Annotated in this window: 17 protein-coding genes and 1 pseudogene; 9 read left to right on the forward strand and 9 right to left on the reverse strand. The window is 60.1% G+C overall.

The window, feature by feature from the left end; genetic code table 11:
- Positions 1-627: IS630 family transposase (locus KHO41_RS12895; protein ID WP_211953672.1), on the reverse strand; the 627-nt coding region annotated here is incomplete at its 3' end.
- Positions 628-692: 65 nt separating this feature from the next.
- Here KHO41_RS12895 and KHO41_RS12900 point away from each other — a divergent pair.
- A complete protein-coding gene (locus tag KHO41_RS12900; protein ID WP_211953673.1) occupies positions 693-1,421 on the forward strand; it encodes a Crp/Fnr family transcriptional regulator in 729 nt (242 codons plus the stop codon).
- Between the two features lie 44 nt (positions 1,422-1,465).
- Here the strand turns inward: KHO41_RS12900 and KHO41_RS12905 are convergent.
- Positions 1,466-1,790, reverse strand: a pseudogene (locus KHO41_RS12905) (methyl-accepting chemotaxis protein); the annotation flags it as partial.
- 457 nt (positions 1,791-2,247) lie between these two features.
- Between KHO41_RS12905 and KHO41_RS12910 the strand changes: the two are divergent.
- Positions 2,248-4,008 (forward strand): sensor domain-containing phosphodiesterase, encoded by a 1,761-nt coding sequence (locus KHO41_RS12910; protein WP_244873818.1) that lies wholly within the window; start codon positions 2,248-2,250, stop codon positions 4,006-4,008.
- 277 nt (positions 4,009-4,285) lie between these two features.
- On the opposite strand, the gene KHO41_RS12915 is transcribed toward KHO41_RS12910, so the two are convergent.
- From KHO41_RS12915 to KHO41_RS12940, 7 genes are all read right to left on the reverse strand, one after another.
- Complete coding sequence (locus KHO41_RS12915) at positions 4,286-4,648, reverse strand: hypothetical protein (protein WP_211953675.1); 363 nt, start codon at positions 4,646-4,648, stop codon at positions 4,286-4,288.
- On the reverse strand, positions 4,629-5,225 hold the full coding sequence (locus tag KHO41_RS12920) for a hypothetical protein (protein WP_211953676.1): 597 nt from the start codon (positions 5,223-5,225) through the stop codon (positions 4,629-4,631). Before KHO41_RS12920 ends, KHO41_RS12915 begins: the two co-directional genes overlap by 20 nt.
- Before the next feature lie 642 nt (positions 5,226-5,867).
- Positions 5,868-5,999 carry a hypothetical protein gene (locus KHO41_RS41675; protein WP_280519697.1) on the reverse strand — a complete coding sequence of 44 codons (132 nt, stop codon included), beginning with the start codon at positions 5,997-5,999 and terminating at the stop codon, positions 5,868-5,870.
- 54 nt (positions 6,000-6,053) lie between these two features.
- The gene (locus KHO41_RS12925; RefSeq protein WP_211953677.1) at positions 6,054-8,297 is read right to left on the reverse strand and encodes a response regulator; all 2,244 of its coding nucleotides are present in this window, start codon (positions 8,295-8,297) and stop codon (positions 6,054-6,056) included.
- Entirely contained in the window at positions 8,294-8,917 is a 624-nt protein-coding gene (locus KHO41_RS12930) for a chemotaxis protein CheC (protein ID WP_211953678.1), read from the reverse strand. The genes KHO41_RS12925 and KHO41_RS12930 overlap by 4 nt, the downstream gene beginning before the upstream one ends.
- On the reverse strand, positions 8,910-9,278 hold the full coding sequence (locus KHO41_RS12935) for a response regulator (RefSeq protein WP_211953792.1): 369 nt from the start codon (positions 9,276-9,278) through the stop codon (positions 8,910-8,912). The genes KHO41_RS12930 and KHO41_RS12935 overlap by 8 nt, the downstream gene beginning before the upstream one ends.
- Positions 9,279-9,409: 131 nt before the next feature.
- Positions 9,410-10,969: a response regulator gene (locus KHO41_RS12940; protein WP_211953679.1), complete on the reverse strand. Its 1,560-nt coding sequence runs from the start codon at positions 10,967-10,969 to the stop codon at positions 9,410-9,412.
- 565 nt (positions 10,970-11,534) lie between these two features.
- Between KHO41_RS12940 and KHO41_RS12945 the strand changes: the two genes are divergently transcribed.
- The 7 genes from KHO41_RS12945 to KHO41_RS12975 all read left to right on the forward strand — a co-directional run bounded on the left by KHO41_RS12945 (position 11,535) and on the right by KHO41_RS12975 (position 24,182).
- The gene (locus KHO41_RS12945; protein WP_211953680.1) at positions 11,535-13,625 is read left to right on the forward strand and encodes a putative bifunctional diguanylate cyclase/phosphodiesterase; all 2,091 of its coding nucleotides are present in this window, start codon (positions 11,535-11,537) and stop codon (positions 13,623-13,625) included.
- Between the two features lie 263 nt (positions 13,626-13,888).
- The gene (locus tag KHO41_RS12950) at positions 13,889-14,089 is read left to right on the forward strand and encodes a hypothetical protein (protein WP_211953681.1); all 201 of its coding nucleotides are present in this window, start codon (positions 13,889-13,891) and stop codon (positions 14,087-14,089) included.
- 173 nt (positions 14,090-14,262) lie between these two features.
- Entirely contained in the window at positions 14,263-17,460 is a 3,198-nt protein-coding gene (locus KHO41_RS12955) for a hybrid sensor histidine kinase/response regulator (RefSeq protein WP_211953682.1), read from the forward strand.
- A gap of 586 nt (positions 17,461-18,046) precedes the next feature.
- Positions 18,047-19,642 carry a methyl-accepting chemotaxis protein gene (locus KHO41_RS12960; RefSeq protein ID WP_211953683.1) on the forward strand — a complete coding sequence of 532 codons (1,596 nt, stop codon included), beginning with the start codon at positions 18,047-18,049 and terminating at the stop codon, positions 19,640-19,642.
- Positions 19,643-20,248: 606 nt separating this feature from the next.
- A complete protein-coding gene (locus KHO41_RS12965) occupies positions 20,249-21,868 on the forward strand; it encodes a methyl-accepting chemotaxis protein (RefSeq protein WP_211953684.1) in 1,620 nt (539 codons plus the stop codon).
- A gap of 181 nt (positions 21,869-22,049) precedes the next feature.
- Positions 22,050-23,075 (forward strand): chemotaxis response regulator protein-glutamate methylesterase, encoded by a 1,026-nt coding sequence (cheB, locus tag KHO41_RS12970; RefSeq protein ID WP_211953685.1) that lies wholly within the window; start codon positions 22,050-22,052, stop codon positions 23,073-23,075.
- Between the two features lie 93 nt (positions 23,076-23,168).
- Positions 23,169-24,182: a diguanylate cyclase domain-containing protein gene (locus KHO41_RS12975; protein WP_211953686.1), complete on the forward strand. Its 1,014-nt coding sequence runs from the start codon at positions 23,169-23,171 to the stop codon at positions 24,180-24,182.
- The last annotated feature ends 82 nt before the right edge of the window (positions 24,183-24,264 follow it).

Genomic DNA, 24,264 nt, shown 5'->3' on the forward strand with positions numbered 1-24,264 from the left:
GTTGCAGCCAAAGCGCTTGCCGGTGGCGCGCACCACCGGCGTCTGCCCCATCGGGGCAAAGCTCTTGCCGCTCACATGGTCACTGCGCAAGCCCATCTCGTCGCCCCAATGAATCGTTGCCTTTTCTTGCTTCGCTTCCTTCATGAGCCTTGGGTAGTCCTCGTTCAGCCACCGGGCGATGGCCACATCGTTTCGTTCATAGGCACGGCGCACCGGTTTCTGGGCACTCATGCCCCAGGCCTTGAGATAGCGCCCGGCCGTCGTCGACGAAACCGTGACACCATATTCCCGCTCAATCAGGCTCGCGACGGACTCGCGCGTCCAGAGGTAGAACGGCATTGCCAGTTGGTCCGGCATCCGACTCACGATCAGCCCACGAATCCGCGCGGCCTGCTGTGCGTTCAGCCGACCGCCGCCAGGACGGCGGCCCCGTTTGCCAAGCTTCAACGCCCGCGCGCCGCCTTCTCTGGACAGCTTCATCCATTTGCTGACCGCTCGCAGGCTTACGCCATACGTCGAGGCCGCGCCGGTTTGTGTCATCCCGCCACGCACCGCCTCCACCACCAGCTTTCTCAGGTGGGCTTGCGTGGCTCCATCCAACTTTCGGGCATCAGTTTTTGTCTTCATGCCCATATAACGCAATACGCACTATTTGGTGCACACGTCAGTAACCAATTCCCGAATTGCCTCCCATGGAAAACCCTAGATTCGAACTCCGGATCTCAGAGGGGCATTTGCAGCACGCGTTGCGCACATGCTCGATGTTCGGCGAGTGGCCAGAGGAGTGCCTGACGGAGCTGTCGCAATCGGCGCGGATTCACGGCTATAGACGCGGCGCACAACTCGCAGCCCGCGAAGATCAGCGGCGGGACATTCTTCTGGTGGTGTCGGGATCGATCGAAGTCGCTGCAGCGAATGCCGCCGGAGACAAGTACATCCAGTCGGTCTTGCACCCTGGGCAACTCACGAGGCTGATGCAGGTGCTGGATGATGTGCAGCCGCGCTTCACCTATCATGCGCGCGAGAGTTCAGAGATCATACATATCCCGGGCGAGGCCTTGAACCGGATACTGGACGCCAGGCCCGAACTCTGGAAAGGCGTCGCTCAATTCGTGCTGCGGAGGTTCTACCTGAGCGTCGAACTGCTTCACAACCATGCGCTTGGATCCGTTCGACAGCGGATGGCAACCATGTTGGCGAATCTGGGGAATCGTTATGGTGAAGAGGTTCCCGGTTCTTCTATGACAGAGTTGCGTGTCTCGCAATCGGACCTGGCCGACATGCTCGGCGTTTCGCGGCAGACAATCGGCAAGGAACTGGCGCGGCTGAGGGACGAAGGAATACTTGGCTTTAGCGCCGGATATCGCCGAATCACATTGCACGACATTCCCAAGTTGTTAAGCGTTGCAGCAGACGGCTAACGTGCAATGCGGAAGCAAGCGTGCGGCTTTGCGAGGCAATCGCCCGATGCGCCAACCAACGCCGCATTTTGCTGAGTGGCCTGGTCCATCTGCGTCACGGCATCGCCCACCTGGGCCACTCCCGCACTCTGCTCTGGTGGCGGAGCCGATTTCGGCCATGATCGCCGTGACACGCTGAATGCCGCGGACCACTTCGCTCATCGTCTCACCGGCCTTGTTCACCAGCTGCGAACCTTGTTCCACGCGCTCGACGCTATCGGTGATCAGCTTCTTGATCTCCTTGGCTGCATCGCCGCTGCGTCCGGCCGGCAAGCCCACTTCGCCGGCCACCACGGCAAAGCCTCGGCCCTGTTCGCCGGCACGCGTCGCATTGGACCGACCACTCTCGTACCATCCTTGCCAGAAGCGTCGGGCATAGCCGGGACGGCGATATGTCCAAAGCGTCTTGAGGTCGCCCTTGAGCACGTTGACGGTCATCAGCGCTTGATTGGCAGCCAGGGTTTCATCAAGCCGGATCTCCACCACATGCCGCGTGGCAAGTGTCCGTATCGCTCATATTTCGGACACCATCGGGCACGAGTGACGATGTGTATAGTTTCAATCTCATTTGACACTGCCCTTCGGACAAGCGACTGGATTTTGTTTCGAGGCGTAGTCGTACTTCCGAGAAGCCCCTATGAAATGCCCCCCCTTCTTGGCCACCGATGCGGAACGCTTAGAGGCACTGTCAAGATACTCACTCGCGGGAGTTGGACCGTTGGCTAGTCTCGCCCCAGTGGTCAAGATTGCCAGCCGGATTCTTCGGATGCCCATATCGGCGGTCAATATGATCGGCAGTGATCATGTCTTCCTGGCTGCCAGCACCGGAATTGACGAAGCGCAGGTAAATCTTGGCCGTGACGTTTCATTCTGCGCGCACACCATCACGCAGCCGGGCGTCATGGTGGTGCGTGACACGGCTAACGACGAGCGTTTTTCCGACAATCCTTTAGTAACTGGACAAGCGGGCGTCCGCTTCTATGCAGGCGTGCCGCTCGTGTCGCCGGAGGGGCATGCAGTGGGTGCCTTCTGCGTGATGGATCGGCACCCTCATCCTGAGTTTTCCGCCGAGGATTGTGAGCAACTCCGTGAACTCGCAAGAATGGCTGCGGACCGATTGGAGCTTCGACGTATCGAAGTGGCGGCCCAAGGCAAGGTTGATCGACTCACTGAAGCGGTAGAGAGCGAACCGCAGAGTCGCGTGCCGAGTCAGGCTTCGCCGATCGGATCGCCATGGGTGCAAACATCGGATGCTACTGTCGGACGTACGTGCTGCCTTCGCCGCGAGGCGTTCTATCAGCGTGCCGAAGAGACGCTCTCCCGCGGCGGGCCAGCAGCCATTCTGATGCTCGACATCGATGGATTCAAGGACATCAATGCAACGCTTGGAACTGGCATAGGTGATGCCGTTCTCCACGAGGTGGCACGTCGGCTATGTGACATCACCACAGAGGCCGATACGATCGGTTGGATTAGCGGAGACCAGTTCGCCGTACTGATACCAGTAAGCGACAGCGAACATGATGCCAAGGCCTGTGCGGAGTTGCTGGTTACCAGGATCACCGAGAAGCTCTTCGTCGACGACAAAGAGATTCCGCTTTCCATAAGTTCCGGCGTTGCGATCGCCCCTACCCACGGGCAGGATGCACTGAAGCTCATTAGCAACGCAGACCTTGCCTTAACGCGCGCCAAGGCGACCTGCAGAGGACGAGCGTACGTTTTCTCCAACACGCTACTGAAGGAAGCGGTTTCTCGAAGACTTTACGCGCTAGAGTTGCATCGAGCCGTTACGGCGGGACAGTTCGAGCTCTTCTATCAGCCGCAGTTTTGCTTGCACGACGGTTCCCTCCGCGGTGCCGAGGCACTGATACGCTGGCGCCATCCTAAGTATGGCCTTCTGCTACCCGCCGCGTTCGTGAGCGCGTTGGACTCAGGATCATTGGCTCTAAGTGCAGGGGCGTGGATCTTGGATGAGGCTTGCGCGCAAGCCGCTCAGTGGAGAAGAAACGGCGCCGGGGATTTCCGGATCGGCGTCAACCTATTTACCGCACAGCTGCAGACGGGAGACCTTGTCACGCAAGTCATCTCAACGTTGAACCGGCACGGACTCCCACCGCAGGCGCTCGAGCTCGAGGTTACGGAGAATGTCGTGCTAGATGGGGAGGACCAGGTCTTGGAACTTCTTAAGCAACTGCGGCATGCGGGCGTTTCGCTCGCTCTCGACGATTTCGGGACCGGCTATGCGTCGCTGAGCACGCTCAGGCGGGTCCCAGTGAACCGCATTAAGATTGACCGCTCGTTTGTGCAACATATGGCGGAATCAGCTAAGGATGCGTCCGTTGTGCGAGCGCTCGTCGCAATGGCAGACAGCTTTGGACTGCAGACTACTGCTGAAGGTATCGAATCGGAGGCGCAACGGCACATGCTGCATCAACTTGGGTGTCAGGAGGCCCAAGGTCACTTGTTCGGGCGAGCAGTCCCGGCAATTCAGTTTGCCCAGGCATTCGGATTGCACTCAGAATTACTCCCTGCGGGCCACTCGATCTGAAGGCCGATGCACACGCGTCTGGAGGGAAGACACAAATCCTCTGCAGCGGTCCACGATACCAGCCGCGCGCGTCCAGACGGCTCGCCTGCAACTCGCCAACGGACAAGAGCAGTCAGTCGAATCTAGCGCCTCCACATCGCTGCGGTGGGCAATACAGTACCAACCGCAAACCGAACCAGGAACAGGTACGCATCGACCACGCTGAAAGCTTTGCCTTCGCGCTTGCACTTGCACGCGGTCGTCAATGGTGACGTCGAAGACTGCGCCGCCAAGAAGGCTAGCGCCCGTGCAGATATTCCTGAAGTCGCCAGAGTTCGACGGCGACGTCGTGCGGAAACCCCTGACGCCCGCCGCGCTTGTCAATCACCAGGTCGTCGAGATAAGTGCGAACCGAGCAGTGGCCCCACAGGGCGGCGAGCCGGTTGCCGATTCGCGGATAGCGACGACACAACTCCATTGGCCGCGCTTCGGCCGGAAGCGAGGCAAGCCAGCGCAATGCATCCGACGTCAGCCCCTGGGCTTCGCGAGGTTCGCGCCCACGAAGCCGAGTCCAGTCTCGCTGTGCGGGCGCTGTGCCATCACCGTCCAGCACCTGCTTAGCTTCCTCGACCGAAACAAGCTCAAACGGGAGAATGTCCATCCCGGTCACCAGTGTAAAGAATGCTGTTTGCAGATTCCAATGCGCAGCAAGCTTCTTCCCGTCCTTGCAGACAATCACAGCATGTGAGCCAGTTGTCGCTGTGCCGATGCGGCTCCAATTGCACTATTCGACTTTGCAATTCTCCAATATGGTCTTCAAGCGCTTCCTCTCTCTGCTGAATCACGTACCCCGTCAGATGAAAGATAAGTAACGGAATTGCCGTAGCCAGTAAGGTGAGTCCACCTTTGGCGATCCACTCGATGTCAAACGGGGAGAAACCATCGTTCCGCATCTGGTTGGCCAGCCACATCGCGGGAAGATACAAGCAGACCGCCACATAGACACAGGCCGGTCTAACCAGCCATTCTTTCCAGGCGTTGCGTGGGTCGGAGTCATTCATTGTGCGCAGCTCTTCGCAAAGAAGAAAGCGACCATGCTGCAAGGTCGCTTCCGCGCCAATTCCGTCAGCGCAAGTGTTGCAATACAGGATCGGGACGACCGAGGGAGCGGACGTCACCCGTGCGAGCCATGATCGAAAACCCGCGCTTTCATTCTGGATGGAAATCGTCGCAGGCATCTACCCCCGCTTAAGTCGGGAAATGCCGCGCACATGTGACCGGCTGATCTTGTCTCAATACAAGATACTTTAGACCCGGTACGATTCGGCGGCGGGGCCACGGAGGTTGTCCGCAAAGTGGAAGAGCCGGACGTGCCCGTCAATCCCGATTTAAGTCGGGATTGGTGCTTACGGAAACGTCAGTGAGAATCGACATTCCCGCGGCTATGAGGTCTCTTTGGCCAGACTGAGATGTCTTCCTTGCTTCCAATCTCAACCCAGAAGCGTCGAATCGCCGAACTGGCTGTGCGCACTTCTCACGCAGTCTTCCTTCCCTGGCTTCACTTTTTTCTGGCCGGTCGTCCGGCCTCTGGCGTGTCATGCGCGGTGCTTCAGTGCACACTGGTTGGCTGGATTCCTGCAACCATCTGGTCGTCGCGCGCTGCTCAACGTCACCGCATCGAGCAGCGGTTCCAGGCAGCGATGAATGCGAGGGCAATGAGGCATCGTACACGACCGCTCTCCCGTCCATAGAACAGCACTGGAGTACCAATCAATCCCTTCGCTTGTGGGGCTGGGATAGTGGGAAAGGGCCTAGTAGCGTGGACTCTGCCTGGCGAACTCCCATCGCCATGCTCTCGTCTCATGGAGGCTTGGGGCCGCTCATTGCGGCCCTCTTTTTTCTGCCGATTCGCGACCGAGGAAGCCGTTGCGCTCTACCAGCGCACGAGCATCGCTGTCCTGCACCGGCTTTGCGTCCTCGACGGAAACAACCTCAAATGGAAGCGGACCCATGCCAGACGCCGGCGAGCATTGGGACGATCCTCAAGCTCAAGGGCTTCGCCACGATCAAGCACTCAAGCGGGGCACTGCAGAGCGCAGTTTATCGAGCGCCTTCTCGAAATCAAACTCGTCGATCGCACGCTCCAGCGCGGCAGCCTGAACCCCAAGTGCGGCTCGCAAACCATCACGGTGCTTGGCGAAGTAGTCGCCGGCCTTGCTGTCATCATCGGCCAGATAGTCTCGCAATTGCCGCAAGGTTTCATCGGATGCCGCCTCCTGTCGCTGTGGAGCGGATCGCTGTGCATACGGTTGGCTCTCCGTTCCGCGCCAACGCGCAAGCGTAGTGTAGAGAATGTCCGATTCGATCGGCTTGGCAATATGGGCATCGATTCCTGCGGCCAGGCACCGTTTGCGCTCTTCCTCAGTAGCGTGCGCGGTCATCGCGACAATGGGAAGGCTTTCGGCACCCTGCAGTGCCCGGATGGCAGAGGTAGCGGCAACACCATCCATGTCCGGCATCCGAATATCCATGAGCACAAGATCATGGATTCCTTCGCTGCGCACCCTATCAATCGCAGCCTGGCCACTTTCCGCAACATCGACAACCGCACCGACGCGCTCCAGCAACTCCACTGCGACCTGCTGATCGGTCGTATTGTCTTCGACAAGCAACACGCGCAAGCCGTCTAGGCGAGGTTCCCTCTTCCGCGCAACCTGCTGGACGCTTGCCCCGCTGCTGCCTTTCAGTTCCTGCAGTGCATCCAGCAGGACAGAAGCATGAACCGGCTTTGAGAGATAGCCATCCAGCGGGATTTCCTCGGCTTCGCTGCGTATGTCGTCACGCCCAAACGCAATAGCCATGACTACGGCTGGAGAGCTGGCATCTGCCTTGATCGCGCGCGCCGTTTCGATACAGTCCATTCCAGGCATGAGCCAGTCGATCAATACCAACCGGTAGGGCTGCCCGTTCTGAGATGCGAGTTCCACCGCTGCCAGTGCCTCATGCCCGGACCCCGCTTCATGAGCCCGCAATCCCAAACGGGTGCAGAGGGTAACAAGCGTAGCGCGCGCCGCCGGATTGTCGTCCGCGACCAGCACTCGCCAGTCCCGCATCTCCCCTGGCAGGATGCGTTGCCCGGTATCACTGCCAACACCTAGGCGCACCGAGAAGCGGAACATACTCCCGACGCCAGCGGTACTTTCCGCAGAGATCGCACCACCCATCAGCTCGACAAGCTTCTTTGAGATCGACAGGCCCAGCCCCGTACCACCGTACTTGCGCGTGGTGGATCCGTCGGCCTGGGTAAACGGCTGAAACAGGCGCCCGCACTGCTCCGGTGTCATGCCGATGCCAGTGTCCCTCACCGAGAACTCGAGCGTAAGTTGCTCCCCGAGGCGCTCGACGCATGCCACATGTACCAGAATCAGGCCTTGCGTCGTGAACTTCACCGCGTTGCCAATGAGGTTCGTCAGGACCTGGCCCAGGCGCAACGGATCACCGACCAACGTCTCCGGCACGTCGTCGCGAACGTCGAAGACCAGCTCCAGTTCCTTGTCCGCGACGCGATGGCCAATCAGGGTAGTTACCCGATCGAAGACGCTGTCGAGCGAGAACTCCGCACGTTCGATGCTGAGCTTTCCGGCCTCGATCTTTGAGGAGTCAAGGATATCGTTGATGATGCCAAGCAGTGAAGTTCCGGCGTCATGAATTCTGCTGAGATAATCCGCCTGTTTGCGGTTCAACTCCGTCTTGAGGGCCAGTTGCGAAAAGCCGATGATCGCGTTCATGGGCGTTCGGATCTCATGGCTCATGTTGGCAAGGAACAGAGATTTTGCGCGCGTTGCCTCCTCTGCCGTTCGCTTGGCGTACTCGAGGGCACTCATCGTCTCCTCCCGCTCACGGTGCATGATGCTGATGTGGGTCACGTCGGATATGCTCACGCAAACAGACACCACCTCGCCACCATTCATCAAGGGCATGAAGGTACAGTCCTGCCTCATGAAATCGACCCCACCGGTGAGAGGCCGATCATGCTCGAATCTGAACAGATAGGGACGCTGTTGCCAGGAACTGAACGCAAAGGATCCCAACTGAAATACACTCTCGACTTTACGCGTCAGCCATCCCCGCGGCAGTTCCGGAAAGCTCTTGAAGATCGGACTGCCTATTACCTCCTCAGCCGACCGTCCGCTGTGGTCCTGCATAAAGCGGTTCCAGAGCTGCACGTTCATCCGCCTGTCGAGGACGAATACGCCAAAGCCGACACGGTCGATGACGAGGTCTGTCAGCGAATATCCATTAGGGCTCATAGTGCGGCTAGCATTGCATCCAGTGCAGTGCACATGTGGGAAACAGAACTTTCGGTAAGAAGCGTCACCAGGTGAACACGGAAGCTATGGCCTTCGAGCGCGAGATTGACCTCTAGCAGAAGCGCAATCTCCCAACTTTGCACGGAAGGTCGGAAGACATCATCCAGTGAGACAGCGGCACCTACGAGACTTGGTGCCGAGTAAACCGGCGTGTGACCCAGCTGATCAAGTATGCTGGATACGCAAGCACCGGTGAGAATATTGGCGATATCAAATACCAGCTCCTCTTTGGTTACGGGTTCTTCTTCCTCGCCGGAATGCGCTTCCTTGACCACGTGACACAGTTCTTCGATGCTGCCGCCGGGACAGATCACCAGGGCCTCGCCTTTAATGTCCGAGCGAAAGCCTTGCCTGACAATACTGGCACCGTCGTGGATACCCGTCATATCACGAAAGACTTGCGCAGTCTCACGCGCTGACACCGTTCGCATGCGCGGTACCGAAAGTTCGACAAACCTGTCCAGCAGCCGTGCCAGCCGAGTTGCCGCTTGCCCTATGGCGAGATTTGCAATCTCTTGCAATGCGTCTCGCTGATCCTCATTCAGAACTCGATCAGGCATACAACCCGTACTCCTTGAGAATGCTCATGATCACCTCCGATGTGACTGGCTTGGCAATGAATGCCGCAGCGCCGAGAGCCTTCACACGTTCCTGTGCCATCGGCTGTATATCCGCCGATACCACAATCACGAACGTGTTAAGGTCCTCGCGCTGAAGGATCTCAAGCACCTGAAAGCCAGTCATTTCCGGCATCGTCAAGTCCAGAAACATCACCGATGCCTTTCCCGCCCTGTACAGGGCGACGGCCTCGATGCCGTTCTCGGCATAAGCAATGTCAACGTTCCAATCCGGTGGCAACGCCTTAGTCAGAAGCTTGCGGGCGAGGAGTGAATCGTCGGCAATCACAATTGGCAGGGACATGGCCGCGGGTATCGAATTGTTTGAATCAATCATCATGTGACTCTCGTTACCGAACAGGGCTGACAGCGCGCTCGCCGGGCCGGACGGTCTAACTTCGCCGAGGCAGTTAAGGAGGGCCTTGCCACATATGCTCAGGCGGCCCTCAGGCTTACAGTCAAGCAGGTGGAAGTATCATCGCCCGACAACTCGATGCCGCCGCCCTGAACTTCAGCCATCAGCCTGGCGGAGTAGGTTCCCAGGCCAGTTCCACTCACTTTTCCATGGGTGATGTACTTCTCGAAGAATTGTTCGCGTATCGCGGCTGGCACACCGCCCCGATTCACAATTCTTACGATGCAGCGACCCGGCACGGTCTCTCCCGACATAACGATCGTGCTTGCTGCCGGGGCTGCTTCCGCAGCATTCTTAATCAAATTCCCAAATAGCGAGTAGCACAACAGATACTCGGCAGTGGCGATCAGCTCGACATCGGGCAGCACATACTTGTGTTGCGCGCCGGTAAACTGGGCACCAACTTCGGCCGCAATCCGAGCAAGGACATCGTTGAGCCGTACGGCCGTTAGTTTCGGCCTGTACTCGCCTCTTTCCATCCGGTACATGTCGAGAGAGAGATTGACCATCTTCAACGCGTCGCGCGCTGCGGATTCCATGAGTTGGAGGGATTCGCGCAGCTCCGGCGACCGTTCGTCAGCTAACAGCAACTGACTCGTCTGGAGGATCGCACCAATTGGGTTCTTCAAATCGTGCCGGGTGATTCGCTCGACATCCTCTCGGAGCCTGGCACTATCATGCACGACACAGTTTTGCTCCTTGAGGTCTGTCATTATCAAGGCCGAACGCAGATGGGCACGCAGACGGGCCTTAAGGACTGCTGGCTCTACCGGCTTGGTGACGTAGTCGACCGCACCCATCTCCAAGCCGCAGACAATATCGTCTGATTCATCCTTGGCCGAGAGGAAGATGACAGGAATGGACGCGGTGGCGGGATTAGCTTTGAGTCGGCGGCAGACCTCGAAGCCATCCATCTCCGGCATCATGATGTCGAGCAGAATGATGTCGGGTGCCGCGGCCACGGCGATCTCCAAAGCCTTCTTTCCGGAAAGCGCCACTTTGATGGTGTGGCCATCCTCTTCAAGAACGCCGACAATGACCTTGATATTCGACGGGACATCGTCAACCACCAGCACTGTCGCATCCGTAATGCGCGCATCGATTGACGTGTCGGGAGCAACAACCCGCGTGGGGGCGCGTGAGATGTCCGGCGATAGGGGCGGCCGTTCTGCAAGGCCGACCATCGCCTGGAATTTCTCGGCAAATGCGTGGAGCGTGAAAGGCTTGAGCAAGTATTCCGAAATACCTGCGCTGATCGCCGCCCGGATGTTCTCTCGGGTTGCCTCGGCGGTCAACAACATGAAAGGCAGACTTGCGAACCTCTGCTCGCAGCGCACCCATTCAAGCAACTCTAGGCCGGTCATGCCAGGCATGTTCCAATCGGAGATTACCGCCGAGATGGGCATCTCCTTCAGATGCCGCATCGCTTCGGCGCCGCTGCTGGCTAGGTGAACCTTGCCCACGCCCAGTTCTATCAGTATGTTTCTGATAGCCTTTTGCATTGGCTCGTAGTCATCGACGACGAGCACGGACAGAGATTTGTCGGAGCTGTTCACGGGGAAAATGGAAGGGCGGCGCATTGCCGCAGTCTCAGGACAGTCGTCCTGCGAACATCAACGTATCGAACGGTGCTCACCGCCCGGGCTGGGCGGCGACCTCGAAGCAATGAAGACGTGGCGCCTTGCTTGCCGCCGGTGGGCCGTCCGAGCACGCAGTCATGTAGCGCCAGCAACGCGATGACCTGAATGGTCGGTAGTACATAGCGCTGCGCAGTTTAGCGAGTCTTCCGCAGCAGCGAGTGAGTACCTTTACTCAAAGTCGGCATCGTATGCCGGCGCCGGGGGAGGCCAGGCGCGTCGGCATTTCCCGTACGGCGCTCGCTGTTGTTGAGGCCGGCGACACGAGGCACCTATCTGCGGGCCATGTCCGTCCTGGGCAGCTCCGGTGACCTCGCGCTGCCAGTGCAAGTCGTTGCGATGTCTGCCGCATCGCTGTTGAAGTCGCTCAGCCGGCGCAAGCATCAGATCAATCCCTTCGTTGGTAGGGCTGGATTGCTGTCTTTGCCAAATCTAGTGTTTGCACATCTGTCCAGCGGACGATCGGACTGACGCGGGACCACTGTCGGTCTGAATCAACTTAGCGGCGATGACGATCAAAGTTACCAAGAGTGGAGAGCAGCCTGGCGATTTTCCAGCGAGCGTACGCGCGACGCTGGATCTGCTGCCGCACCTGGCCTGGCTGATACAAGCCGACCTGCGACACGGGTACTCCAATCGCTCGTGGCACGCCTATACCGGAGCGGATGCAGAACAACTGCATAGGGAAGGCTGGCTGGGCTGGATCCACCCCGACGACCGCGCAGACGCTTTGGCGTGTTGGGCCAACGTAATGAACAAGAATGCTCCCTTTGAAGAGGAATGGCGCATTCGCCATCGGTCCGGCGCTTACCGGTGGTTCCGTGTGACGGCGCGCTCGCATGACGACGCACGGTCGACTCTTTGGCTGGTCTGCTGCTTCGACATCCACGATGCCATTCTGCGCGAGGCCACGCTATCGGAGAGACTGAGGATGCAGGACAGCATGCTGGACGCCAGCGTAGACTGCATCAAGATCGTGGATACCAGCGGGGCGCTGCGGCGGATCAACCGATCCGGTCGGGTTGCACTCGGCGTGCCCCACGATGACGCCGATCTCGGCATGAGATGGCTCGGCTTGCTCCCGCCCGAAGTGCAGGCGCGTGGCAAGCGAGCGCTGAACCAGGCCAGGAGAGGTAGAGCCGCAAGGTTCTCAGGTCTCAGCGTCATCCCCGGCTGCAAACCACAGCACTGGGACAACATTCTGACACCCACAAGAAGCGGGGACGGTAAGGTCACCGGCGTTTTGTGTGTGTCCCGTGAAGTGACCTTGCAGCGGGAGGCTGAGAAACGCCTGCGCATTGCCAGCGAAATTGATGCGCTGACCGGGCTGCTCAATCGGCGGTCCTTCAAGACTCGATTGAACCGGACTGTGAGCAAGGCAAGAAGGCTGGGCCGTTCCTTCGCGTTGATGCTGCTCGATGTAGACCACTTCAAGCAAGTCAATGACACGCTTGGTCACGCGGCTGGGGACTTTCTCCTGCGGAGATTGTCGATGCGATTAAGGGCTAGCGTTTCCGACACGGATTTCGTGGCCCGTCTCGGCGGTGATGAATTCGCCATTGTGATCGGCGGCGTCGATCTCGAACATGACTTGGTTCAAGCCATCGAAAAACTGATTCAAAAGGCAAAGAGCCCAATGACCTACTCGGGACGCGCGGTCAACTTTGGGGTCAGCGTGGGCTGCGCCATCTACCCGAGAGATGCGGCAGACAGCCACGAACTCATGAAATGTGCGGATCGGGCACTGAACAGTCTGAAGGCGAGCGGCCGTGGCGGATTACGAATCTATGATGGCGACATGATGGCCGCAGTTCAGCGCGCTGCCGACCAGCGCCACCAGGCTCGCAGGATCGTGGACGATGATCTGATCGAGCCGCGATACCAGCCAAGGGCAAGACTGCGGGACGGAGCCATTGTGGGGCTTGGAGCCATACTCAGTTGGCGCTGCCCGCAGAATGGTCCGCAGCAGCCCAACACCGTCGCCGAAGGCTTCAAGGAATATGAACTGGCTGCCGAGATAGGTGCGCTGATGCAGGCCAAGATACTTGCCGACATCGCAGAGTGGCGCAGGCAAGGGCTGAAGGTGGTACCGGTCTCCATCAAGGCCTCACCGGTTGAGTTCCTCTACGATAATTTCGCCGAAGGATTGCTTGAGCGAATCGAGCGCACGGGCGTGCCGCCATCGCTGCTTGGTATTGAGGTAACGGAAAGGGCGCTTGCCGACCGGGGCTCCGACTATGTCATCCGCGCGCTCCGAGTGCTCAAGGCCGCCGGCATCGGTGTGACGCTCGACGATTTCGGATCCGGCTATTCGGCGCTGACATGCCTCACGCACTATCCGGTCGATTCCTTGAAGATCGACCGCTCGATCGTCGCTCGAGTGAATGAGCCTGGAACGCTTGCTGTTGTCCAGGCGATCGGCAGGCTCGGTGCCGGCCTTGCCCTGGAGGTCGTCGCGGAAGGAATCAACACCGAGAGCCAGCGAACGATCCTCGAACAGGCGGGATGCGGCATCGGCATGGGTCAGCTCTTTGAAGGGACGATCACTGCGCACCAGTTCGCGTCATCGCTGCAGGCCACAGTCATGCCAGCGTCGTAATGGCTGCCCAAAGTAGATTGCAAGCCGCTCCTTAATGGTATACCCCCGCTTTATGCCAACTCCTCGCGCATGCGATCATGACAACCGATTTAAGCTGTTGACTTATTGACGGGCCATGGAGAAGTTGGGTGTACACGCCGGACGCTGGCGCGTACCCCCCTGCCCTCATGACAAGAAACTACGAAGCTGAAGCTCTTGAGCATTGCAGGCGCCGGTACGCAAGATGGCTGAAACTGTCTGGGCCGTTCGAGACGGGTACGTTTATGTGGCGCGAAGCGCGCTATGTCTATGTCTCGGGCCTGAGCCCGACCCGGGCACGCTTGCTTGTCGAAGTGTTCAGGATCGACCATACCGGCGAACTGCATGCCGTCCTGGCATACCAGTATCCACCGCCTATCCGCACGCTTTTTCCTGACGACTACGCCTTGCTGCATGGTGACACGCTGGCGGCCTGGGACAGCTAGCGGGCACTGTGTCCGGTGCGCTTCCGATCGTCTTACAGGCGTCGTCCACTACCCTGAACGCTTGGCAGCTGAGACGACGTTTCCCGCCATATTCGTTCAGCATCGCGCCGGATACCTTGCGTAGCCGCCGCCTGAGATTTTCTCCCGACGTCCTGCATACGGGAACGCGTACCATGTCCATCCCATCCGGTGTTTCCTCCACGCGTGCCTCCAGGCCATGGTTGCCCCTTGGCGCAGGCAAGTCACTGGCAGCCGATGGCCTCAAGACGATCATCATGACGGTGGTCGCCATTGCACTCCTGCTGCTGCTGAGCGCTCAGGTCCTGCGTTCCCTGCATGCGCAGGAACGGAGCCGTGCCGAGTCAGAGCGGCGATCCGTTCTGCATGCGCTCACACGGTTGACGGGCTTGCTCAAGGAAGACGGTGTCTCGCGGCTGCGCACAATCGTCGAGAATTCCTATCAGCAGGACCTGGCGCGCCAGCTTGCCAGGACCCCGCAAAGCCAGCAGTTGCGCGCACTGTACGACACGTGGATTACACCGATCTATCGAAGCCGCGGATTCGACGGTTACAGCCTGATCGCGCCCGATCGCACGATCATCGCGGCGACCAGCCCGTCCTATGTCGGCAAGCAGGTCTCGACCAGCGTGGTTCTCGCAGCCCTGGCGCTGGCGGACACCGAGGGTGTTGCCGCAACGCGCCCGAACCAGGCCGGGCTGCCGATTCTTTCGCGCGAACGCGAGTTGCCGCCAGGAACGCTGTTCCAGCAGATCTGCGGGCGCGTTGGCGAACCAGGAAAGACGATCGCTTTCCTGTGCCTTCGCACGGACCCGCGGGACCGTCTGTTCGAGATCCTGCGGCATGGCTGGACGGGACGCTCCGGCAAGGCCTATGCCATCGACGCAACCGGACGGGTCTTGTCGCCCGTGCCAGCAGACGCCCGGAGTGCTGCCGCCGGCAACCACGCTACGGCCGCGCCCACGGCGTTATGGGCCAGGGTCCCATCCCCCTCGCAACGTGCCCGTCCCCAGAGGCATGCCAGCAGTCATCCGCCCGGCTTCACGGAAATTGCGCAACAACTGATACGCGAGCAGAACGGAGAAACGAAGGTCATTGACGGCTATTCCGACTACCGCGGCCACACCGTGATCGGGGTCGGGCATTGGTTCGCGGATACCGGCATGGGGATCATTGTCGAACTGGATCAAGACGAAGCGTACCGCTCGTATCATCTTGCCCGGCAGGCAATCATTGCGCTGACGTGCCTTGCCATCCTGCTCATTCTGGCCATAACAGTGCTGCAATGGCGCAGCCGCAATGAAATGCGGCGCACCGAGAGGCTCTGGACGGCCTTCCGCAAGAACGTGCCAGCGGGACTCGCCTACAACAGCCCGGACGGTACAGTCGAAATGGCAAACCATGCGTACTGCAACGCGATTGGGGCATCGTTAAAGGGCTTCGTCGGAGAAGTGGCGTGGGAACAGATCACCGACCATCGCACGGCCGACCTCGTCCAGCGTTTGCATGAGGAAGTCATGGCGTCCGGGGACACACAGGTCGCCGTACATACCGTGCGCGGCCCGGAGCATGAGCAGATGACGTTCCGGATGTCGATGTTTCCGGTTTGCAGCCCCGGCGATCAAACGATCATCGGCGTCGGCGCTGTCGCGACCGATGTCACGGAACAGTACCGGACGCGCGAAGCACTGCAGAGCCTGGCTGCTACGCTCGAGCTCAATATGGAGCTGCAGCGGGCGCGCGAAGCTGCCGAATTGGCGGCGCGCGCGAAGGAGCAGTTTCTTGCCAATATGAGCCACGAGATCAGGACACCGCTGAATGGCATTGTCGGCATGACCCAGCTGGCACTTGACGAAGAGGACACCATCAAGCTGAACCATTATCTGGCGAGGATCGAAGTTTCTTGCAGGCACCTCCAGCGTATCGTCGACGATATCCTGGATTTTTCGAAGATCCAGGCAGACAAGTTTCCCATTGATTGTTCCGACTTCTCGCTGGAGCAGATCCTTGATCACATCCAGTGGATGTTCCGCAAGCAAGCCAGCGACAAGGGGCTGGATATGCGGCTTCAAGTGGATCCCCGACTGCCCGCGAAGCTCCTGGGCGACGCCAACCGGATCAAACAGATTCTGATCAATCTCGTCGGCAATGCCATCAAGTTCACGGATTCCGGTCGCATCGAACTCAACGTACAGGCACTTCGCCCGGCAACGGAAGGGATCTTGGTACAGTTTGAAGTACGGGATACGGGGATCGGGATTCCAGAAGCGGCCTTGGCAGAGTTGTTCAACCCGTTCTTTCAGGCCGATACCTCGGTGGCTAGGCGCTTCGGCGGAACGGGGCTCGGCCTGTCGATCAGCAAGCGGCTAGCCGAGCTGATGGGAGGCCAGATCTCGGTCAGTAGTTCGGTTGGAGTGGGCAGCGTGTTCTCGTTCCGCCTCGCGCTAGGCATGGCCGACAGCAATCCCGCGCACGGCGCTTGCCAACGGTCTGCGGCCACTGCCGTCGATCGGCGGCTGCGGGAAGGGCATCCGCATGCGCCGGATGGCTCACCACTGCAAGTCTTGCGCGGAAGGCATGTCTTGCTCGTGGAAGACAACCCCATCAACCAGGAAGTGGGGGAAGCGCTGCTCAGGCGGGTGGGGATGCACGTCACGCTCGCCACCGACGGACGGCAAGCGCTTGCACGCATGCATGAAGGCACGTTCGACGTTGTACTGATGGACATCCAGATGTCGACCCTGGATGGGTTGGAAACCACGGCGGTGATCCGTCGTGAACCGAGATACTCTTCGCTTCCCGTAATCGCCCTGACGGCCAGCGCCCGTGAAGAGGACAAGCAGCGTTGCCGCATGGCGGGAATGGACGGCTACATCTCCAAGCCCATCGATGCAGGAAGCCTTTACCACACCATCGCGCGCTGCCTAGAAACAACTGTGTCGACGCGTTCCCTGCCGACTGCCGGCGAGCGAGACTCGGATCTCGCGGCGGTAGAGCGCCTGCGCAACGTGCCAGGCCTTGAGGTCACAACCGCAGTCGAGCGCCTTTGCGGTCAACCCGGCATCTATGTAAGGCTCGTGCGACGCATGCTTGAGGAAAGAGCCGACGTTCCACACGTGATATGCGTGGCCATTGCCGAGCAACGATTCACCGATGCGGCAAGGCTGGCACACAGCATGATCGCCCTGCTCGCGTCTATCGGTGCCGGAACGCACGCCGAACGCCTTCGCGCCGTCGAGGGGCAGCTTCGCACGGGCGCGGCGGACAATACGCTGCTGGCCGAGTTCAAGCTTGCCTATACGAACCTCTTCGCCGCATTGGCTTCGGCGCTAGATGGGCAGGGCTTCGCATAACCGGCCTCGTCTTGCCCGCTGCTACCGTTGAGGTCGAACTGGTCGTTGGTAAGCGTGAAGCGGTCATGCACGTCCTCTGCCGCAGGCAGGCAAAAAAACGCGGCGCTCCACAGGAGACGCCGCGTCGAACAGATGCGAATGGTTGGGTCTCGCAGGCGAAATTCTGGTCCTTCGCCATGCCGCACTCAACCCCGACTTTTCTGGGGATTGACCAGCCGCGGTATGACTCGAAGCAACCGATAGAAATGCACGCCGATGTCAAGCAGCCTTCGAGTGACATGCCGGCGCGCACCCCGCAAACATCCCCGCCATTTACCCCCGAAGAGGTCGGGAGCATTTGGACGGAGACATCCGGCTCGCAAGCACTGTGTCCCCACCCGCAGCCAGGGCATTCAATGCACGCGACCAGCGTCCCCCCTCCAATGTAGGGCTCCATCTTCGCGCGCCTGCTCCGTCAGTGGCATTCGAGAGCATGAGCGCGCGCAACAAGCTCGGTGTCAGCGCTGCGGCAGCGTCAGGCTCGACCATGGCATTCGTACCGGTCGACAGAGATCGGTCGCCCCAGCACTGAATCACGGAGATAGTCATGAGAAACTTCACAGTAAGTGCCAGCCTTAGCGTGGTCCTTGTCTCGTTCGTGGCATTCATGAGCCTGAGTAATATCGTGTCCTGGAGGGGCCTTCGCGATACGGCAAGTTCCGTCGAGAGATTAAGTACGCTGACCGACGAGGTCCAGGCCATAAACGGGGCCTTTGCGGCAACTCAACGCGCGCGGGTGTCGATTGCCGGGGCACAAAGCGCTGCACGCTCGGGAGAGGGCGAAGTGGCGCGCGACCTATTGAAGACAGCCACCACGCGTCTGCTACAAGGTCAGCAACTGATCGAGAGATTCGCGGCAATGCCGAGGTCATCCGTCGGGGACCGCGAACTGGCAAAGAAGCTGGTCACTTCCTATTCCGCACTCAACGCCACCGTACGCGCGGCGCAGGAAGCAATGGATTCCGGCGATACAGCGACGTACGATCGAATCAGCGCTGTTGATAGTATCCAGGCCTCTCGCACGTTCAACGTGGCTCTGGACGAGTTCTCCAAGCATGCTGAAGCGCGCGGCAAGGAGGACGAAGCTGCGGCTCGTACGACCTTCCACGGGTTGCAGACCGTCATTGCCGTGGCGTCGGCACTCGCACTGCTCGTTGCTGTCGCCGCCCGCGTGGCGCTTTCCCGCATTGTGCAGCGACCACTGAAGGAAGTCGGAGAGCAACTCGCCCGCGTGGCAGCCGGTGATCTGACCGTTCGTGTCGAGCGACGTTCTCGCAACGAGATTTACGTTCTCTCTGCGGTTGCGACACGGATGCAAGACGGTCTCTCGAAAGTAGTGGCGTCCGTCCGCGCATCGAGCGAGGCAATGAGCGCAGCAACCCGCGAGATCGCGGCTGGCAATATGGACCTTTCTGCACGCACGGAACAGCAAGCCGCCTCGCTGGAGCAGACGGCCGCCAGCATGACACAGATGTCCGAAGCCGTGACCCAGAACGCAGAGAATACCCGGCATGCCAACTCCTTGGCGAAGGAAGCCAAGGCGACTACCGAAGCAGGCCGCAAAGAGGTCGAGGCCATGGTACGGACTATCGGCGAGGTCAGTGCCGCGTCAGACAGGATCACCGAGATCACCGGCCTGATCGACGGAATCGCGTTCCAAACCAACATTCTCGCGCTAAATGCGGCCGTCGAGGCCGCACGCGCTGGCGAACATGGGCGTGGTTTTGCCGTAGTGGCTGGCGAAGTCCGTTCGCTCGCTCAGCGTGCCTCTGCTTCCGCACGGGAAATCAAGCAGCTGATCGAGGAATCGACCGGCAAAGCGCGCCATGGGGCCGAGCAGGCTACCAGTGTAAATCTTACGATGGCACGCGTTAGCCACGTCATTGCGCAGGTCACCGACATCATTGGAGAGATTTCAGTCGCCTCGGAAGAGCAAAGCCGGAACCTGGATCAGGTCCATCAGGCCATCTGCCAGATTGACCAGGTGACACAGCAGAATGCTGCCCTCGTGGAGCAGTCTGCCGCCGCCGCGGGCTCACTGCAGGAGCGGGCTGAAAGCATGAACCGGGAGGTCATGTTCTTCACGCTAGCCGACTCCTCGGGGCGACTGCCCACCCACGACCAGATCCAGCCCCGGGCCTGACGTTGTCTGGGGCGCGTCCATCACGCCCCTCCAGATGAGCAATTTGTTCTGCAACGGCTACAGACGCTTGGATGCCCTTCGGCTAGGCCGTCCCCCTACCATGGGCATCGACGCCGACCGCTCCCGAGCGGTCCAACATTCCTTAGAGCATCGCAAATGCGGGCAATCAAATGGCTTTGTCGGTACAGGGCGCAGCTTCGGATGGTGGCATTCTGGCTTGCGCTTGCTTTGGCAATCCTGTCGCTCTACTTCATTCCGGCATGGATCGACGACTTCCAGTAGGTGGAGTCACCTCCGGTGTGCCTTCGCCGGAAGCGCCAAATGCAAGCCCTACGTTTGGAGGTGTGGCAATCAACAGCGAAGGCCCTTACCGTTGATCGGGCCGATGGGGCCTTCCTGCCATGGGCTCTTTCCCCACCCCCAGGCTTGGAACCCGCGCGCGTCTCTGACCCGTCCCGTTCTCGAAGCGCAACGCTTTCGCGGCGGATGCTTGATCCCTGTTGCTTCAGATCCCTCTGCCTCAGGATAGGGCTTCGACGATTCGCTTGGGGGAAGGGCTAGCCAACGCAAACTGTCGACGGCAAGACTGACAACAAAATCCTGGCCTTGAACCACTGGACTATCCGAACCCGCATCATGGGAAGCTTTGCCTTCATCCTCCTGCTCATGGGATCGATGGGGCTTGTGGCCTATACCCGCCTGTCGGCCATCGAACAGGAAACGAGCCTGATGCTCAAGGACGCCTTGCCCGGCCTTAGGTACAGCACCGGCATACGCAGCGCCTGGGGCGAAATCTATGTGCTGGCCTGGGAAACGGTCAAAGCCGGCAATGACAGCCAGCGCCGTGGCTACCAGCAACAGGTTGCCGACGTGCGGCAACGGCTCGACCGACTTGAGCAGCAGTATGAGGCAACCATTACGCGTGATGATGACCGGGTCATCTTCAATCAGTACAAGGCACTGCGCGCCCGGTACGATCAGTCCGCCGTATCGCTGGAACACCCCGCAAGCTGGAAAGGACGCGAGGCGGCTGAGGAACTGCTCCGAGGTGAGGCGCATCTGCTCTGGAGCGACGTGCGCAAGGGTGCCCTGACCGTGATGGACGACAATAGCACCGTCAACGAACAAGCCGCGCATAGCATCAATTCAGCGGTTTCCTCGGCTAAGATGGGCATCGGGCTGGCCTTGCTCGTAGCGGTCGCCATGGCGGCGATTTGCGGCTACCTGCTGTTGCGCGCGATTACCGTGCCGATGCGCTCCATCGTCGACTTGCTGGCCAGCATCCGCGGCGGCGACCTGCGCCTGCGCATGGCCCTGAGCCGCCGTGATGAATTCCATAAGGTTGAGCAAGGCTTCAACCAGATGACAGGCGAACTGGGATCGCTGGTCGGCCAGGCGCAGCGGTCTGCCGTTCATGTCACCACCTCGGTCAACGAGATTGCCGCGACCGCTCGCCAGCAGCAAGCGACCGCAGCGGAAACGGCTGCCACGACGACTCAGATCGGTGCCACATCGCGCGAGATCTCCGCCACCGCGCGCGACCTTGTGCGCACCATCAACGAAGTCTCCTCCGCTGCCGAACAGACGGCCGGGCTCGCGGGGTCCGGCCAGATCGGTCTATCGCGCATGGAATCGACCATGCAGCAGGTCATGGACGCATCGGGCTTGGTCAATGCGCGGCTTGCCACGCTCAATGAAAAGGCGGGAAATATTAACCAGGTTATCACCACCATCTCCAGGGTGGCCGACCAGACCAACCTGCTGTCGCTCAACGCAGCCATCGAAGCCGAGAAGGCCGGCGAGTACGGGCGCGGCTTCTCCGTGGTCGCAACCGAGATTCGCCGCCTGGCCGATCAGACGGCCGTCGCGACCTACGACATCGAACAGATGGTGCGAGAGATCCAGTCCGCCGTCGCCGCGGGCGTGATGGGCATGGACAAGTTCTCTGAAGAGGTGCGCCGCGGCATGTCCGACGTGAACCATGTCGGCGACCAGCTTTCGCAGATCATCGAGCAGGTACAGTCGCTGGCGCCACGCGTGTTGATGGTCAATGAAGGCATGCAGGCTCAGGCCGGCGGTGCTGAGCAGATCAACCAGGCGCTTATGCAGCTCTCCGACGCCGCTCAGCAGACGGTTGAGTCGCTGCGCCAATCGGGCCTTTCCATCGACGGGCTAATTCTGGTGGCAAACGAGCTGCGCAGTGGCGTATCTCGCTTTAAGGTCTAGTACCCATGAACATCGACATGCCGTCTAGCCAGGGCATAAGGCTTCCGACGATTATCCACCGCAGATCGTCGGATTCCCGGAGCCGCCCGGAACCCCGCGTGAACTGCCACCTGTCCGCAGACGATGTCCGCCACCGTGTAGCGATCGATACGGCGCATGACACGGTCAGCGAGGCCAGCAGGTGAAGGTCGGCATCGTCAATGATTCCGCCCTGGCCTTCGCCGCGCTGCGCCGCGCGATCGCACTGGATCCCGCGTTCGAGATTGCGTGGGTCGCCGGAGACGGGGAGCAAGCGGTACAACTGGCAGCGTCGCATACGCCCGACCTGATCCTCATGGACCTGCTGATGCCGGTCATGGACGGCGTCGAAGCTACGCGCCGCATCATGTCGGCAACGCCGTGCCCCATTGTCGTGGTCACGACGGATCTTGACCGCAACGCCACACAGGTGTTCCATGCCATGGGACATGGCGCGGTGGACGCCGTCGATACGCCCACGCTGACCGAGTCCGATGCAAGGTTGATTGCCGGCCCCCTGCTGCGCAAGATGCGCCGTATCGGACATCTTGCAGACGAACGCCCCTCCACGCACCTTGTTGCGCGGAGTTCGCCAGGCACCCCGGCGACACCGCACTTGGTGGCAATCGGCGCCTCGGCCGGCGGTCCGGCGGCACTGGCCCACCTGCTCGGTGCCCTGCCCGCCGACTTCGGTGCCGCCGTAGTGGCTGTCCAGCACGTCGACGAGGCGTTCGCGCCCGGCATGGCCAACTGGCTCAATGGCAAATGCGCACTACCCGTGCGCGTAGTCATTCCCGGCGAAGCGCCCCAGGCTGGCTCAGTGCTGATCGCTTGTACGAACGATCACCTGCGTCTGTCCGCGGCAAACCACCTTGCCTACACCGAGCAGCCCCGCGACTACCCGTATCGGCCCTCCATCGATGTCTTCTTCGAAAGCGTAGTCGAGCACTGGCGCGGAAGAGCCATCGGCGTGCTGCTGACAGGCATGGGCCGTGACGGCGCCAGGGGGCTGAAGGCTATGCGTGAACATGGTGCACTGACCATCGCACAGGATCAGGCCAGCAGCGCCGTATATGGCATGCCGAAGGCAGCGGCGACCATGGGCGCCGCTGGCGAGATCCTGCCACTCTCCGACATTGCACCGCGCCTCACGCAGGCCTGCTACGGCGCACGTCCTGCACTGGGATGAGGACCTACGGAAGAAACCTCGCGATCAAAGCAACGACGCCGTTTGCCGATGCTCGACCAAGACACTTGATGACTTGCCGCCCAGGAACCCAGCATGCGACAACCCGAGAACATCGTCACCCCAGATGCTGTCCCCGTAGTCAGCTATCCCGTCGTGGTCCTGCTTGTGGACGACCAGGCGATGGTGGGTGAAGCCGTCCGCCGTGCCATCAGCTCAGAACCAGGCGTCGACTTCCATTACTGTTCGATGCCCAATGAGGCGGTTACCATTGCGGAGCGCACGCGTCCCACGGTCATACTGCAAGACCTCCTGATGCCGGGCATAGATGGCCTGACATTGGTGCAACGCTACCGCAACCATCCGGCGACGCGTGACATCCCGATCGTCGTACTATCCACCAAGGAAGAAGCCGTCATGAAAAGGGCGGCATTCGCAGCCGGCGCCAACGACTACCTGGTGAAGCTTCCGGACCGCGTCGAGCTGATCGCACGCCTTCGCTATCACTCGCGTTCGTACCTTAGCCTGCTGCAACGCGACGAGGCCTTCCGCGCGCTGCGTCAAAGCCAGCAACAGCTTCTGGAGTCCAATTTCGAACTGCAGCGGCTTACCAACTCTGACGGACTTACCGGCCTGGCCAACCGCCGCCATTTCGACGAGTACCTGGACGCGGAGTGGAGGCGTGCCCGGCGCGAACGTAGTCAGCTCGCGCTGCTGATGATCGACGTGGACGCATTCAAGGCCTACAACGACACATACGGGCATGTGGCCGGCGATCAGGCCCTGCGGCGGCTAGCGGCCGTGCTGCAGGACAATTGCGCGCGTTCGGGTGATCTGCCCGCCCGCTTTGGCGGTGAAGAGTTCGCGATGATTCTTCCCTCCACGTCGTCAGAGGGTGCGCGTCTGATTGCGGAGAAAGTCAGGCGATCGGTCGAAGCGCTGGACATTGCTCACACCGGCGCTGCAATTGGCAACTGCCTGACTGTAAGCATCGGGGCAGCCGTACTCTGGCCCAAAGAAGGCCAACCGAGCGCCCGGTTGGTGGAGGTCGCGGATGCGGGACTGTACGAAGCCAAGCGATATGGAAGAAACCGGGTCGCGATGGGCTAAGGGGCCACGATGTCTGCAAGCCGTCCCAAGTCGGCAGAACACTAACTCACAATGACCGTGGTGCCAGAGACCGTCATCGTAG

It is taken from the genome of Cupriavidus numazuensis, assembly GCF_905397435.1.
Classification (GTDB): Bacteria; Pseudomonadota; Gammaproteobacteria; order Burkholderiales; family Burkholderiaceae; genus Cupriavidus; species Cupriavidus numazuensis.

Coding starts and splice junctions, on each gene's coding strand:
- KHO41_RS12900 (WP_211953673.1), top strand. CDS start 693: ATGGAAAACCCTAGATTCGAACTCCGGATCTCAGAGGGGCATTTGCAG.
- KHO41_RS12935 (WP_211953792.1), bottom strand. CDS start 9,278: ATGTCCCTGCCAATTGTGATTGCCGACGATTCACTCCTCGCCCGCAAG.
- KHO41_RS12940 (WP_211953679.1), bottom strand. CDS start 10,969: ATGCGCCGCCCTTCCATTTTCCCCGTGAACAGCTCCGACAAATCTCTG.
- KHO41_RS12975 (WP_211953686.1), top strand. CDS start 23,169: ATGCGACAACCCGAGAACATCGTCACCCCAGATGCTGTCCCCGTAGTC.
- KHO41_RS12950 (WP_211953681.1), top strand. CDS start 13,889: ATGTGGCGCGAAGCGCGCTATGTCTATGTCTCGGGCCTGAGCCCGACC.
- KHO41_RS41675 (WP_280519697.1), bottom strand. CDS start 5,999: ATGGGTCCGCTTCCATTTGAGGTTGTTTCCGTCGAGGACGCAAAGCCG.
- KHO41_RS12910 (WP_244873818.1), top strand. CDS start 2,248: ATGATCGGCAGTGATCATGTCTTCCTGGCTGCCAGCACCGGAATTGAC.
- KHO41_RS12960 (WP_211953683.1), top strand. CDS start 18,047: ATGAGAAACTTCACAGTAAGTGCCAGCCTTAGCGTGGTCCTTGTCTCG.
- KHO41_RS12955 (WP_211953682.1), top strand. CDS start 14,263: ATGTCCATCCCATCCGGTGTTTCCTCCACGCGTGCCTCCAGGCCATGG.
- KHO41_RS12920 (WP_211953676.1), bottom strand. CDS start 5,225: ATGCCTGCGACGATTTCCATCCAGAATGAAAGCGCGGGTTTTCGATCA.
- KHO41_RS12930 (WP_211953678.1), bottom strand. CDS start 8,917: ATGCCTGATCGAGTTCTGAATGAGGATCAGCGAGACGCATTGCAAGAG.
- KHO41_RS12915 (WP_211953675.1), bottom strand. CDS start 4,648: ATGGACATTCTCCCGTTTGAGCTTGTTTCGGTCGAGGAAGCTAAGCAG.
- KHO41_RS12925 (WP_211953677.1), bottom strand. CDS start 8,297: ATGAGCCCTAATGGATATTCGCTGACAGACCTCGTCATCGACCGTGTC.
- KHO41_RS12945 (WP_211953680.1), top strand. CDS start 11,535: ATGACGATCAAAGTTACCAAGAGTGGAGAGCAGCCTGGCGATTTTCCA.